This window comes from Mariniflexile sp. AS56 (genome assembly GCF_030552475.1).
Classification (GTDB): Bacteria; Bacteroidota; Bacteroidia; order Flavobacteriales; family Flavobacteriaceae; genus Mariniflexile.
On record NZ_JAUPED010000007.1, the window covers coordinates 120,201 to 133,438 of the forward strand.

16 protein-coding genes and 1 pseudogene are annotated in these 13,238 nt (G+C 32.0%); 10 read left to right on the forward strand and 7 right to left on the reverse strand.

Annotation, left to right across the window (positions count from 1 at the left end):
* Nucleotides 1-41: 41 nt before the first annotated feature.
* The 10 genes from Q5N74_RS10110 to Q5N74_RS10155 all read left to right on the forward strand — a co-directional run bounded on the left by Q5N74_RS10110 (nucleotide 42) and on the right by Q5N74_RS10155 (nucleotide 8,705).
* A complete protein-coding gene (locus Q5N74_RS10110) occupies nucleotides 42-386 on the forward strand; it encodes a single-stranded DNA-binding protein (protein WP_304388676.1) in 345 nt (114 codons plus the stop codon).
* A 77-nt stretch (nucleotides 387-463) separates the two neighbouring features.
* A complete protein-coding gene (locus tag Q5N74_RS10115; protein WP_304388677.1) occupies nucleotides 464-844 on the forward strand; it encodes a DUF6876 family protein in 381 nt (126 codons plus the stop codon).
* Between the two features lie 11 nt (nucleotides 845-855).
* Nucleotides 856-1,053 carry a hypothetical protein gene (locus Q5N74_RS10120; protein WP_304388678.1) on the forward strand — a complete coding sequence of 66 codons (198 nt, stop codon included), beginning with the start codon at nucleotides 856-858 and terminating at the stop codon, nucleotides 1,051-1,053.
* A 428-nt stretch (nucleotides 1,054-1,481) separates the two neighbouring features.
* Nucleotides 1,482-1,862 (forward strand): BfmA/BtgA family mobilization protein, encoded by a 381-nt coding sequence (locus Q5N74_RS10125; RefSeq protein WP_304388679.1) that lies wholly within the window; start codon nucleotides 1,482-1,484, stop codon nucleotides 1,860-1,862.
* Between the two features lie 11 nt (nucleotides 1,863-1,873).
* Nucleotides 1,874-2,905 carry a MobB family relaxase gene (mobB, locus tag Q5N74_RS10130; RefSeq protein WP_304388680.1) on the forward strand — a complete coding sequence of 344 codons (1,032 nt, stop codon included), beginning with the start codon at nucleotides 1,874-1,876 and terminating at the stop codon, nucleotides 2,903-2,905.
* A 9-nt stretch (nucleotides 2,906-2,914) separates the two neighbouring features.
* Entirely contained in the window at nucleotides 2,915-4,495 is a 1,581-nt protein-coding gene (locus tag Q5N74_RS10135; protein ID WP_304388681.1) for a type IV secretory system conjugative DNA transfer family protein, read from the forward strand.
* Nucleotides 4,496-4,714: 219 nt separating this feature from the next.
* The gene (locus Q5N74_RS10140; protein ID WP_304388682.1) at nucleotides 4,715-5,659 is read left to right on the forward strand and encodes an SMEK domain-containing protein; all 945 of its coding nucleotides are present in this window, start codon (nucleotides 4,715-4,717) and stop codon (nucleotides 5,657-5,659) included.
* On the forward strand, nucleotides 5,656-6,159 hold the full coding sequence (locus Q5N74_RS10145; protein ID WP_304388683.1) for a hypothetical protein: 504 nt from the start codon (nucleotides 5,656-5,658) through the stop codon (nucleotides 6,157-6,159). Before Q5N74_RS10140 ends, Q5N74_RS10145 begins: the two co-directional genes overlap by 4 nt.
* Nucleotides 6,147-8,066: a hypothetical protein gene (locus Q5N74_RS10150; protein WP_304388684.1), complete on the forward strand. Its 1,920-nt coding sequence runs from the start codon at nucleotides 6,147-6,149 to the stop codon at nucleotides 8,064-8,066. The genes Q5N74_RS10145 and Q5N74_RS10150 overlap by 13 nt, the downstream gene beginning before the upstream one ends.
* A gap of 129 nt (nucleotides 8,067-8,195) precedes the next feature.
* Complete coding sequence (locus Q5N74_RS10155; RefSeq protein ID WP_304388685.1) at nucleotides 8,196-8,705, forward strand: hypothetical protein; 510 nt, start codon at nucleotides 8,196-8,198, stop codon at nucleotides 8,703-8,705.
* Between the two features lie 49 nt (nucleotides 8,706-8,754).
* On the opposite strand, the pseudogene Q5N74_RS10160 reads toward Q5N74_RS10155, so the two are convergent.
* The 7 genes and pseudogenes from Q5N74_RS10160 to Q5N74_RS10190 form a co-directional block, all read right to left on the reverse strand.
* A pseudogene (locus Q5N74_RS10160) lies at nucleotides 8,755-8,924 on the reverse strand (IS110 family transposase); the annotation flags it as partial.
* Nucleotides 8,925-8,976: 52 nt separating this feature from the next.
* Nucleotides 8,977-9,339 (reverse strand): hypothetical protein, encoded by a 363-nt coding sequence (locus Q5N74_RS10165; RefSeq protein WP_304388686.1) that lies wholly within the window; start codon nucleotides 9,337-9,339, stop codon nucleotides 8,977-8,979.
* 7 nt (nucleotides 9,340-9,346) lie between these two features.
* Nucleotides 9,347-10,204, reverse strand: a complete 858-nt coding sequence (locus Q5N74_RS10170; protein WP_304388687.1) for a DUF4138 domain-containing protein — start codon at nucleotides 10,202-10,204, stop codon at nucleotides 9,347-9,349.
* A 31-nt stretch (nucleotides 10,205-10,235) separates the two neighbouring features.
* A complete protein-coding gene (traM, locus tag Q5N74_RS10175; protein WP_304388689.1) occupies nucleotides 10,236-11,165 on the reverse strand; it encodes a conjugative transposon protein TraM in 930 nt (309 codons plus the stop codon).
* 29 nt (nucleotides 11,166-11,194) lie between these two features.
* Nucleotides 11,195-11,809, reverse strand: coding sequence for a conjugal transfer protein TraK (locus Q5N74_RS10180; RefSeq protein ID WP_304388690.1), 615 nt, complete (start codon nucleotides 11,807-11,809; stop codon nucleotides 11,195-11,197).
* Between the two features lie 11 nt (nucleotides 11,810-11,820).
* The gene (locus Q5N74_RS10185; RefSeq protein ID WP_304388691.1) at nucleotides 11,821-12,663 is read right to left on the reverse strand and encodes a hypothetical protein; all 843 of its coding nucleotides are present in this window, start codon (nucleotides 12,661-12,663) and stop codon (nucleotides 11,821-11,823) included.
* A gap of 3 nt (nucleotides 12,664-12,666) precedes the next feature.
* Nucleotides 12,667-13,236, reverse strand: coding sequence for a conjugal transfer protein (locus Q5N74_RS10190; RefSeq protein ID WP_304388692.1), 570 nt, complete (start codon nucleotides 13,234-13,236; stop codon nucleotides 12,667-12,669).
* Nucleotides 13,237-13,238: the final 2 nt, after the last annotated feature.

The window sequence follows — 13,238 nt, forward strand, 5'->3', positions numbered from 1 at the left end:
ATGGTTCAGATACGGTTTAATTAATCTTTAAATATGTTATTATGAGTACTTTAAAAAATCATGTACAGTTAATCGGAAATGTTGGACAAGAGCCAACGGTTACAAACCTTGAAAGCGGAAAAAAAGTTGTCCGTTTTTCATTAGCAACTAACGAGTATTACAAGGATGCCAAAGGCGAAAAGCAAACGGAAACCAATTGGCATACTGTTGTAGCCTGGGGCAAAACTGCAGAGATCATTGAAAAATATGTAAGCAAAGGCAAGGAAGTAGGTGTTACTGGGAAACTGAAATCCCGAAGTTATGAGGACAAAGACGGTACAAAACAATATGTTACTGAAATTGAAGCAAATGAAATTCTACTGCTTGGAACCAAAAACGACAAGTAATACTTAAAAGCCAAAGAGGGCGTACCGTCTAAAAATGCGCCCTCTTTTTCATTATTAACCCTTTAAACTAAATTAAAATGAAATTACAAGTTAACGAAATTAAAGCAGGTTTACAACATTTTCATGGTACAGAAATGTTTTACCAAATCCCATTATTACGGACCCGATTTACAGATGGTTTAAAATATTTAGCTAATGTGGCAGATTGTTATTGGCTCATTACAGATACTTCAATGGTAGCCAAAAGTTTGATGAATCGAAGCGAGTTCATTACCATAGACTTTAAAAGATTCTCGGAAGAAAAACAAATTATAACAGGTTATGAAGCAGAGATAATTTACACCGATGGTGACGATACTATTTTGGATAAACAAGGCTATCGAGTTACCGATTTTCCACTCGATGAATTACGATTGTTCTTTGTGAATGATACACTAATGTTACCAAGCGAATACTAAAATCTAAAGCTATGGTATATCTAAATTTTACAGACCTAAACGAGGAAGCTCAAAACCGACTTTTGGAGGCTTCAAAAAAAGATGTGGAACGTAAATTTGGCGACGATATTCGCAAATACGTAAGGGAAAATTACACTTGTTTTGAAACGATGATAGAGGAAGAAGCATTACGAAATTTGTATTCCTATAAATTTGTATTTAATGTCTAATTTTCTAAACTTTATAATCAAGCACCTCTAAATTTTAGAGGTGTTTTTTTGCAAATCATTTAATTCAATAAAAAAGTGTATCTTTATTTTGCTGAAAATTAGCATTCAAATTTACGTATGGTTATCCATTTTTCGACTTTCGCCGATAACCATACTCATCAAAAAATAACATATCGGAAAATCATTTTCCTAGAAAATGGCAATCGGTTTTTTAACCGGATTGAATGGATTTTTGTCACGCTTGCGCGTGACGAAAAGGAATAGCAAGAGGGTAACACGCTGCGCGATGTTTCGGATTCCTTTTCGTTTTTAAGTAGTTGAATATTAGTGATTTAAATATGTATTAATTTCCTAACTATCAACGATTTGCGACAAAGGGGCTGTAACTATCCATTTTTAGGGAAGATTTTGCGACAAAACGGCGAATTATGGACTCATTTATTGGTATTAGATTTAAAAAGGAAACAGCTATACGTTTTCAAGAATTTTCAAGAACACACTTCAAATCACATACAGAAGCGATGGCAGCGATGCTCGATTTTTTCCTTTACAATGAAATTTCTCCGAAGGAAAAATTTGGTCCAACAGGACGCACCATCGAAGCGAACTTGTTGAAACGCATCAATGCAGTAATTGCCATAATTCGGGATATAGAAAAGACGCAGACCAAACCGACGGTAGCCATGATGGAAACTCTTTTTCAGACCGACGCACCAACCAAAAAATCTTTGATTTTAGAAAAGAAATTTGTCGAAGAAATGAAGGAAGTAAGCTTTCGTGAAAAACAGAATGATACCAACTCACTTTAATTTTTAGAACCATGTATATCACAATAACAGCACAAAAATTAGGAGGCACATACTCCCAAAGTTCCGCAGATTTTGTAGGTTATCTTGAGAAAGAAAACCAAAGTCTGGAGCAAGAGCATATAGAAAACTTTTTTAATCAATATGGAGATGAGATTTCCGCCGAGGAAGTGGTAAAAGATATTGATGGAAATACAGCTAAACTGAAGAAGACCGAGCCCAAATTTTATTCTATTACGGTTAGTCCTTCCAAATATGAATTATCCAAATTACAAAATAGCAGCGAAGACTTAAAAAAGTATACACGTGAATTGATGAAGGATTACGTGATGTCTTTCAACAGAGAAATCAACAGTCGTCCGCTTACCATGGATGATATTAAATATTATGCAAAAATTGAACACGAAAGAACTTTTAAGGGTACTGACATTCAAGTTAAAGAAAATCAACCTTTCGCCACCAAAATACTTCAGCTAAAAAATGACATCCGTAAAATAGAAAGCGGAAAATTAGAAGGAAATGCGAAGATCAAAGAAATGGAAATAGCAAAATTGGAACGTGAAGCTCCCCATCAGCAAAACGGGAGGCGCATAGTTCAGGGCATGCCAAAGGCGGGAAATCAAAGTCATATCCACATTATTGTAAGCCGTAAAGATGCTTCCAATAGGTTTAGCTTGTCTCCGGGAAGCAAATACAAAGCTTCCGATGTTGAACTAAACGGAAAAACAGTAAAACGTGGATTTGATCGCGATTCATTTTTTCAGAATGCCGAAAAAACATTTGATAAGACCTTCGGCTATCAAAGAAATTTTGCAGAAACCTACAAAGCAAGAAAGGATTTTATCAAGAATCCGAAAATATATTTTGCATCCTTGATGAAATTGCCCACTAATGAGAAAGCATTGGCCTTTAAAATTATGGGTAAAGCTGGTATTCCAATAATGCCCAGTATTCCAGTAACGCAAGCACAGGTGGCTATGAAAATATTTAATAGACTACGGCGTGGGGCAGAAGTGGCGATTAAATCAAGTTCTATAGGAATCTAAATTAAGGATATGTTACAAGATCATTTTTTATTACTGCTTTTTATTGTTGGAATGTCCAGTGGGGTATTTTACGTGGTTTTCAGAATCAGTAAATATGCTTTTTTTCTCAATAATTTAATGCTCGGAATCCTGATGCTATTTTTAAATCAGCAATTCGAACTTATCTTAATTGTACTCTTTATAGGCTGCCCTCTACTATTAATTAACGTAGGAATGTATGTGTTTCTACATAAGGTAGATGCCTCTAGAAGCGGAGATAAAAAATATCAAGTGAATTTTACTACCGACAACGGAAATTTCAAATTAGAAAATATTAAACGTGGTGCATCGGTCATAGGTTCTGCTGGAAGTGGAAAGACCGAAAGCGTGGTTTATGGATTTTTAAAACATTTCCGGAAAGAAAGCTTTTGCGGAATTATCCATGATTACAAAGATTTTGAATTGACCGAAATGGCATACCCACTTTTCAAAGAGAGTGATATGCCTTTTAAAACTATTTCCTTCGATAAAATTATACATCGGGTAAACCCCATAGCGCCTCGTTATGTGGAGAACGAGGAAAGCGTTAATGAAGTTTCGAGGGTGTTGATTGAAAATTTGTTGGAACAGCGTGAATCTGAAACATCAGGCACATCCAAATTCTTTAATGACGCGGCGGAAGGCTTGATAGGTGGGCTTATTTGGAAATTGAAAACAAGTTATCCGAAATTCTGTACATTACCGCATTTGATTGCGATTTATCAATATTTAGATACCGATAGCCTTATTAAGTTTTTAGAAAACAACACTACTTCCAGAGCTATGGCAGATGCCTTTATTAGCGGAAAAGATTCGGAACGACAAACCGCAGGTGTAAAAAGTACTTTAGCGAATGCACTGAAACGAATTAGTACACAACGTATTTTTATGGTATTATCGGCAGATGAAGTACCTCTAAATATAAACAGCCCTGAAAACCCCTGTGTTATTTCTGTAGTAAATAACCCCAAATTTGAAACGTCTTATTCGCCAGTGATTGCTACCATCATTCACACGATTACCAAACAAATGAGTGTTCGAAATTCTAAACCGTCTTTTCTATTAATGGAAGAAGCACCTACCATTCGATTGCTGAATATGCACCGTATTCCTGCAACATTGCGGAGTTATAACATTTCTACCGTATATGTGATGCAGGATAAGATTCAGAATGATATGATGTATGGAGATAAAGCCAGCAAAGCGATTTTAAGTAATCTCTCTTATCAATTCTTCGGCAAAGTCAACGATCCAGACACCGCAAAATATTACGAACGCTTTTTTGAGATTGTGAAAGATTCCACAAAAAGCGTGAGTCGTGGTCACAATTTAGATTTTGATACAAGGATAACAACGGGAGAAAAGGAAATTCCAAAAATTAGGGCAGATGTTTTTTTTAGGCTGAAACAAGGTGAGTTTATAACGTATGCTGATGGAAAGGATAAAAAAGTTCAGTTTAAATTACAGAATATTGAAAGAGCGCTTCCTAAAGAGTCTAATCAATTTTCAAAGGCTGATTTGGAAGCTAATTTTGAGAGAATTTATAAGGAAGCTAAATCAATTTTTGAATAGAGAATTTATTTAAATTACAAAAATGCCAACCTAGATAAATATAAAAATTTTATAAGAAATTATGAGTCTCTTTTGAAGATTAACAAAATATTATTTTTTAAATTGTACAACAAATAAATGATGACGCTTGTAATACAGACTTACCCAAAATTACATGGATTTGTATGATTTTAGTATGCATATAAGCGATTTGTGGGCAATTTTAAAAAAAAAAACTGAATGGCAAGAGTATCTACCGACATAATAACTAGTGCATTTGCTTTGTTAGAAAGTAAAATCAGCTTGAATTCTCATTTGAATCTTCAAGATATAAATATTCATTTGGAAAATATACTTAGGGATATACTGAATATTATTTACACTGACCGACAGTTTATTAATTTAAACACAGAAAAAGGTAATTATACTTCTATTGATTTAGGAGATAATATTAATGATATTTCTTTTCAAGTTACATCCACTACAACACCTAAAAAAGTCCGTGAAACAATTTCGAAATATAAAGATGATTACAATTTCAAAAAAGTAATAATGTTATATGGAAAAATACAAAAACCGAAAAGAACTATAGATTTCGAAACAGAAATTGATGGACGATTTAAGTTTGAAGAATGGGATTTCAGTATGTTAGTTGAAAATATTAACGACTGCAAAAGTCACGAAATCAATCAAATTCAACAAATTTTAATAAATGAAGTAATCCCTAAAATTTCTGATAACTTTAAAATAGAAGATGATTCAGGTACTGAACTCTGGGACAATCTCGAACAAAAAGATATTAGAAATTTCAAAGATAAATTACTAGATGTAAACTCTAATATTCGAGATGCTAGAATTGAAATGTATTGTAGAGAAATAGCTTCAGGAAAGGTAGAATTAAGCAACTATTCAGAAAGAGAAATCAGTGCTATGAAATACCGAGTTTTTGAAATTTGTCAAAAAGAACTTTTAGACTTCTGTGATGAAAATGAGAAAAAAGAATTAACACATAAAGAAATTAATAACCTTATTACAAACTATACAGAACAAGCATATAAGATAATAGAGGAAAGAACAAAAGATTACTCTTATCCATTTAAAAATAAAGACACATTAAAAAAAATAGTATTAGCATTAATAGATGAGTGCTATCTTTCTTTTGATGAAAAAGGTATTTACTTATGATAGCGACAAAAGAAAACGCAAAAAGGAGGTTGATGTATATTCAGAAAGAGGATTACAACTTTCTGGCGTATAATATATTACTTGTATTAAGTCAATTTAATGCCAATTCGGAAAGTTCAAGTTTCAAAGACTTTAGGAAAATTGCTTATCTAGTGCATTTTATAAATTTGAATCCTGATTTTAATAGTTATGACCAAAATGAATTAGCTAAAATATATTCCCAAGCTCAATTAAAAAAACAATTAATGTCTCATCTTTTAATTATTTTAAGAAACAGAAAGTTTATAGGAATGAGTATAAATCACATTCACCAATCATTTGACATTTGGATTAATGAAGAAAATATTCCAAAAGATTTTTTGGATAAAAACTTCTTTGAAAAGGAGATAAATAACATCCGATTTTTACAATCAAATATTAGTAGATTAAAAGGGGTTACGGTAAAAAAAATGGTTGACACAATTTTTACAAAAAACAATATTATTACATGGGAAGTTTAATAATAGAAAAAGTTAAGTATTCTGGTGATAAATATGTTTATGAATCGCCATTACTTACCCGTGGAATAAATTTAATTGTTGGTGATAATGGCTCAGGTAAAAGTACGTTCACGTATTTTATAGAATATTGTTTAGGTAATAATATTAAGTATTTTGAAAAAGATAACAATAAAGAATATACCGAAATAGTTAATGATACAAATAATTTTGTAGAGCTAGATATTCTAATTAATTCTAAAAAATATCAGCTTAAAAGGTTCATTAATAAAAATGATATTTTTATTAATGACGATAGTGAAATTAGCATATTCCCTATTAAGAGAAATCAAAATAAAATATTTTCCGATTGGTTATTGGAAAAATTAGATATTTCTATTTCCGAACTCAATATGGGTACATATTCTTGGAAATTAAACTTTAGCGATTTATTAAGGCTAATAATTTATGACCAAGACACAGAATCTAAGAAAATTTACAAGGCACCAATAGATTCAAATTTTGTTTCGGATTCACTAATCATCAGAAAAACAGTTTTTGAAGTTTTATTAGGTATATCATCTGATGAATATTTCAAAAAACATGATGAATTAAAAGTAATAACTAAGAAAAAAGATTCTGCTTTATCTTCATTAAATGATTTCAACGAAAAATATAGTGGTGTAGATTTAGAAAAAAATGGAATTGAAAGTAATTTAAAAACTTACAATGAAACATTAGAAAAAGTATATTTAGAAAGAAAATTATATTTAAGTTCAAACACAAAAATTGACGAAAAAGCTGAATTTATTAACGGAGTGCAAGAAGAATTAATACAGACAGATTTAATAATTTCTGAAAAAAATTTATTGGTTAATAATTCCCAAATTGAGTATAATAAAATCTCAAAATTATATGAAAATCAACAAAATGAAATTAAAGAAATTGAAAAAATAATCTTCACTAATGATAAGTTAAATTTATTCTCATTTAAATTATGTCCTTTTTGTATGTCAAATCACGAACCGACAAAAAATCATTGTCTATGTGGTTCTGAAATTAAAGATGAGAATTATGAGAAGTTTGTATATAATTCTAACGAATATGATATTATTTTAAAACATAAATCTAAAAGTATAGAAACTATTCAAATTGCCTTAGATTCATATTTCAAACAGATAACAAGTATTAAAAATGAATTAACCGTTTTATCTAAAAAATCAAGTGATTTAACTATAAAACTAAAAAAACTTATTAGTTCAATAGAATTTTCTGGAAATACTGAGTTAGTTGATAGTTTAAATGATAAAATATTAGATACAAAAAAGGAGTTAGATAAGTTTGAATATCTTTTAGAAATTTCAATTAAGAAGGAAGAGTTGGAAGAAACATTTGATTCAATAAATGAAAAATACAAATCTATAAATAAGGAATTTAGAACACTTCACCTTGATTTTGTTTCTCAAAACAAATCGTTAATTAATGAATTTAACGAAATCTATTGTGATTTACTTCAAAAATCTTCGGCAGGTGCAGAAATTGCAGAAATTGATGATGATTATATGCCAATTATTGATGGAGGTGTTTATAAAAATAAAAGTGCTGATGTTCCTCTAAGGTTAATGTATTATTTTACAATTTTAGCTTTATCCTTAAAAAATGAATCTGTAAAACATCCAGGTTTATTAATAATAGATACACCAGAGGATTCAGGTATAGATGAAGATAATTTAAAAAAAGATTTAGATTTACTCAATTTTGCAATCCAACAAGGAGCAAGTAGTAAAAAAGAATATCAAATAATTCTAACAACTGGTTTAGATAAATACCCTGAATCCTTCAAGGAAAACATTAAAGATGAATTTATTGAAAGTGAAGGAATATTTATACTAAAAGAGAAAACGGCCTCCGACAATGGATATGAAAAATAGCGGTTTTGTGCTTAAACAAAAGATAAGTAATTAAAAAAAGGTCAGTTATAAATTGAAAAGATAGAACCTGAAAATCCGCTATTTTTCAAGATATACAAAGCCGTTAGGCTTAATTTTTTAAAAAAAACTATGGATTCTATAACTTGGGGTTTTATTGGAACATTGATTGGAACGATCGTTGGAGCTTCTGCAAGTATATTTACAACAAAAATAAACAATAAGAACGCTATTCGAATTCAGGAAGGAATTGAAAGAAATGAGCGCGATGAACGATTTAGGAAATTTCAAAGAGACAATCTCCTCGAGCTTCAGGACAAGCTATCCAACGGAATGCGATTAGTTGCTAGAGCTTATGTAAAGGATCTAGAAAATTATAAAGCAGCAAGTGACTGGACTTCTTCAAATTTGAGCTCGGAATTGAACAATGAAATTGCAGTTTGCTTTAGGGAAGTGTCAATCCGAACGGAAAGAGTTGACGATGACAAATTAAGAGATGAAATTGCTCAGTTTAGAAGAAAAATGACGGAATGTTTGATAGCAAAATCTTTTGAATCTGCTAATGAAAGAATGGCTGATTTAACCTTAATTTTCGACCAAAAAATGCCGAAATTAGGTGTTGCCCTTAGAGAGAATTATTAAAATAACTAAGCCTAACAAAGCACAGTGGTGAATAACCGGTAAAAATCACCTAATTTCTTAATAAATCACGTCTGTAGTTATTATTATTATTATTATTATTATAGGTTAACCCTGATTTAGCAATAGAAAAAGCTTGTTTTAATAGTTTATTACAAACCGCTATCAAGACTAGTTTTTGCTTTCTCCTTTGGCTACTAATAGATCGTATATTGTCTTACAACATTATAGAAGCCAGTAAGTACGTTTTCCTTAGATAAAAATGCACAACTTTTTAAAAAGGTCCTTTTTCCCTGGGTCCATTATAAGTAACCTTCCATTGACCATCTTCTTGAACCAATTTAAAAACTCCGGGTTTTTCATCATAGGACGTTTTATATTTTACCCAAACGATATCGCCATCAATAGCTTCATCTAATATTTCGACTTTCACTTTTTCGTTAGAATCTGGCAGCAAATTTAGAAGAGTAGTTAAACTGGCATATCCTTCTGAAGTTGTATGCCTTTTTAAGGCAGATTCATCCTTTGAGAAAAAGCTTTCTGCAACAATTTTTGTGGTTTCAGACGGGGACATACTCTTATTTCCTGAACATGAAATGAATAGTAGTACTAACGAGTAAATGACGATTTTTTTCATAACGCTGTTAATTTGGGTTATTGATATACTTATGTGATAGTTTCATCTCCATGTTTCTTTCTCCATGTTTTTCATTCAACTCCAAAATGACTCTACGGTCATTGGATAATGAGAACTTAGGCATCACATAAACAAAGCGAGCAGTTTCATTTTTTGCAATTTTTGAAGGTAGATCAAGTATGTAAATTGGTTCTTGTTCCAAACGTTGTAAAGACTTCCTTTTTCCTTTTTGTCGCGTCTCAACAGAAAGTTTTAAGAAATTCAAGTCGTAATCCAAATTTGAACTATTTTCAATTTGAATAACAAAATATAATTCTTCTTTATCGAAAACAACATTCTCTACCTTGAGTTTAATTTTCGATTGACGTCCCCTTTTTAATGTAGGGCCATGTTTTTTTTCAAGAAGATAAGAACAGAATTTTTCATAATAATAGTTTTTGTTATTTATGAATGCTTCGGTCGAATCTCTAACAATGGAATCAACTATAACCGGTTTTTCATTACCTATACTACTTGACAATGGAATGAAATAGTTTAGCTTGGATAATTGTTTTTTATATCTTACAATATACGAAAAAATCGCACCATTTATATTGATTACCAGTAGATTGCTTTCTTCGCCTGGTTTCGCCTGGAGTAAACCGAAGTACTGCTCTTTTTCTCGGTTGTATGTAAATATAAAGTTATCTGCACCAGTGACGCCTTGCCGTATGGGATCTGGAAAAAATAGAACCACATTTTTAGTATCATTGGCGTAAATGGTGTCAAGGACTGAGTTTGTTTGTATGGTAGCCTGTGCCCAACATAATCGAGGTGCGACCACTGACATAATTATAAGAGCTGATAAAATGATTTGCTTTTTCATAAGAGTGCGTTTTTAAATGCCCATTATGGGCTCATAATTTTGGTTTTAAGATGAGTTCATAATTATTAAGTACGGTTATTTTTACGTTCCTATTGGTTCTTTTAAGTATTTTGGTAATGCCTCCAACTTGCGGAACGGCGGGGATATTGATATCTCCTATAATATCGTCGAGCACTTCTGTGGTGGCTTCTGCACGAAAATTATTTTCTACATAAATGCCTTCGCTACCATCTAATAAATCGTAGGCTTTAAGTTTGGTGGGATGGTGCTTAATATTTTCAATGTCAATGATGGCACGATTGGGCTGAAAACTGATAAACCCAAATACTAAGGTGTTTCTATTCATTCTTTTGCCATTTACCAAAGCCGCTTTAGTAAGGCGCATTCTTAAACGTGTATTAGCTCTTACAATCTGGTCACCATCAACTACGACATGAATGGCCGCATCTGTATTTTCGAAATTTGAATTTTCACTCGGTTTAGGAGAAGCTGCAAAGAATAATTGATGTTCTAGACCCAGTTCTTTTGCGTGAATTTCTTGTTCTCTTTTAAAATCTGTTGAATCGATTTTTTTGTCCTTCTGTGATGCAGCTTTTTTGTAGCCCAAGTTTTGATAGGGTTTTTCTGAATATTGAATTCTACCAGCGTCATAAATACTATCTACGATACGCTCTTTTTCGCGTTCAGGAAAATCGGGGTCGTAGAAACCTAAGGAGTCAATTAATTTTTCGTCATAGATGCTGGGTGCATTGTTCTCACGAATTTCCTTCAAATCGTTAATAGCCTCCAGTTTAGAATCATATTCTTTTTGATTTTCTTCTAAATCTGGAATTAAAGTCTGTTCCAAGTTTTTACTTTCACTTTCATCATTGCCCCATATCATTATGGAGTAAAAAATCAGAAATATGAAAATCACAACCAATACAGATGCAAACACAATTTTGTTCTTTTCTATTTTCATGATTCTATTTATTAATATATGTTAGTGACTTAATTTTCATTATTTAACTTTTTCAATGTGTTTTCAAAGTAATTGGTGATTAATAATCCATGTGGATTATTGGGGAAATTTCGGTCTACTAATATTAAGTTTCCAGTAGAAACTAATTCGTAAGTATCAACAGTAGTACCTCTGTTTATTTCAAAAACGGTACGTGTTTTAAAACTATAAGAACCATCAATTTCAGTAATTTCTGAATGAATGCTTATTACTTTTTGAACTAATGAATATTGCAAGAGCCTATTATAAACGCCATCGGCTTTTTTCTGACGGTATAGGTTATCCACGGAACTATTACCAAGCCAAAGTGACTTTTCTAGATTGCGTTCGTAATTGCTCGCATCAATATTGTAGAAGTAGTTGTGGAACAAATCTAAATGCGCTAGTGCTTCAATTTGAAAGTTTTCTTTTTGGGTAACAAATTTTAGAGGGATGATACTTCCATCGGTATTTATAGCAAACGCACTATTATTCGCTTTTTGATTTGTCTGGAATGCCATCCAAAGGGAGAAACTACTTGATAGCAATGAGAAGGCCACAACGGCAAAAACAATTAACCGATTCCATTGTAATACTTTATAAATATTTGCATACGGTGTTTTCATTATAAATGATGTTAGTTAGTGAATAGTCTAAGTGTAAAGGTGGTGGCGCGGCTATATAGTTTGAATTTTAAGAACACGATAAACCCAACCGAACCCAATTGTACTACAGGTGCAAAAAAGGTTTGAGCGGTATCAGTTCCAAATAGATTTACCCAAAAATTTGTGTTGATTTCTGTGTATATAGCATTTACAAATATGTTTACTAAAAAGAATGCTGGTACGAGCATATAGACCGCAGCGTACAATTTGAAAAATGAGTAGGCGAGTGACCTAAATTTTTCAAATACGGCTAAACTAATAACTAAAGGGAAAAAGGCCTGCATAATACCCAAGAGGAAATAGCGTTCTGCTAGGAACAATGGGTAAATGAACAAATCAAGAATCCATAAAAATAAGCTAATAATAAAAGCCAAGACTTTAAATCCATACAGTGGTGTAACTAAGGCTTCATATAAAAGGGTCATGGCAGCCTTTGCCACTTCAATGACGCTCACCTCTTCTTTAATAGGGATATCCTGCATTTGTAAAGGCAGCAATGCTGGAGCCGTTCCACGGTATTGTGACTCAATGGCTACTAAAATACCATCAAAAAAAACCAAAACCTGTGTAGAAAAAATTACTACGATGACTATGGCAAAATTCTTAGCTAATTCACCAGGACTAAGTCCCCAGGTATAACCATCTTTATCAGCAATGCCTTCATTATATTTCTTAAGGATGTTAACCAAAAAGAAAAGTACCGCAAGCGTTTTCATTCCTGCAATAGTGTATTGAGAAAAACTGCTATTCTTTATAGTTTGGAAAACAGTATCAATGTATTCCAGTCCGATCCCTAAAATAATTGTTGCGGTCATGTGCTAATATGCTGTTTCTCTGTTATTAATTTTATCCTGCAATTTTCTAAAGGATATAATATCCTTATACCTTTTAGTCTTCGTCTTAACATTGGAAACCATTTCTTTCGATTCCATTTCTTTTTCTTTAATAATAATAGCTCTTTCAGCATCTGTCATTTTGAGATAATCACTCGAAAGAATTTCATCTATAAAATCAAGAGACTCCAAGGAATGATCTACAATGGCGGTGAAAGATGCTGATACGTTTGATATTTCACTTGGTTTGATATAAGGGCTATTTAAAATGTCTCTTAAATCATTTTGCATCATTTGAATAAGTCGCTGATTGTTGCGTCCTATTTCGCGTACTGCTTTTAATTGCCTAACCACATTATTGACTTTTTCAATATTGTCTTTTTGGGTTTTCAAGAATTGAACGGTTTTAATGATGTTTGCAGTTTGTTTCCCAGATTCTATTAGTTGTTTTACCAAACTAACAAAATTGGTATTGTCATAAGTAGGTAACCCCTGAGCTTGAATTCTTAAACAGAATAGAAGTATCATGACTACGGTTAGAACTCTTGTTTTCATAA

Coding starts and splice junctions, on each gene's coding strand:
- Q5N74_RS10110 (WP_304388676.1), top strand. CDS start 42: ATGAGTACTTTAAAAAATCATGTACAGTTAATCGGAAATGTTGGACAA.
- Q5N74_RS10115 (WP_304388677.1), top strand. CDS start 464: ATGAAATTACAAGTTAACGAAATTAAAGCAGGTTTACAACATTTTCAT.
- Q5N74_RS10120 (WP_304388678.1), top strand. CDS start 856: ATGGTATATCTAAATTTTACAGACCTAAACGAGGAAGCTCAAAACCGA.
- Q5N74_RS10125 (WP_304388679.1), top strand. CDS start 1,482: ATGGACTCATTTATTGGTATTAGATTTAAAAAGGAAACAGCTATACGT.
- mobB (WP_304388680.1), top strand. CDS start 1,874: ATGTATATCACAATAACAGCACAAAAATTAGGAGGCACATACTCCCAA.
- Q5N74_RS10135 (WP_304388681.1), top strand. CDS start 2,915: ATGTTACAAGATCATTTTTTATTACTGCTTTTTATTGTTGGAATGTCC.
- Q5N74_RS10140 (WP_304388682.1), top strand. CDS start 4,715: ATGGCAAGAGTATCTACCGACATAATAACTAGTGCATTTGCTTTGTTA.
- Q5N74_RS10145 (WP_304388683.1), top strand. CDS start 5,656: ATGATAGCGACAAAAGAAAACGCAAAAAGGAGGTTGATGTATATTCAG.
- Q5N74_RS10150 (WP_304388684.1), top strand. CDS start 6,147: ATGGGAAGTTTAATAATAGAAAAAGTTAAGTATTCTGGTGATAAATAT.
- Q5N74_RS10155 (WP_304388685.1), top strand. CDS start 8,196: ATGGATTCTATAACTTGGGGTTTTATTGGAACATTGATTGGAACGATC.
- Q5N74_RS10165 (WP_304388686.1), bottom strand. CDS start 9,339: ATGAAAAAAATCGTCATTTACTCGTTAGTACTACTATTCATTTCATGT.
- Q5N74_RS10170 (WP_304388687.1), bottom strand. CDS start 10,204: ATGAAAAAGCAAATCATTTTATCAGCTCTTATAATTATGTCAGTGGTC.
- traM (WP_304388689.1), bottom strand. CDS start 11,165: ATGAAAATAGAAAAGAACAAAATTGTGTTTGCATCTGTATTGGTTGTG.
- Q5N74_RS10180 (WP_304388690.1), bottom strand. CDS start 11,809: ATGAAAACACCGTATGCAAATATTTATAAAGTATTACAATGGAATCGG.
- Q5N74_RS10185 (WP_304388691.1), bottom strand. CDS start 12,663: ATGACCGCAACAATTATTTTAGGGATCGGACTGGAATACATTGATACT.
- Q5N74_RS10190 (WP_304388692.1), bottom strand. CDS start 13,236: ATGAAAACAAGAGTTCTAACCGTAGTCATGATACTTCTATTCTGTTTA.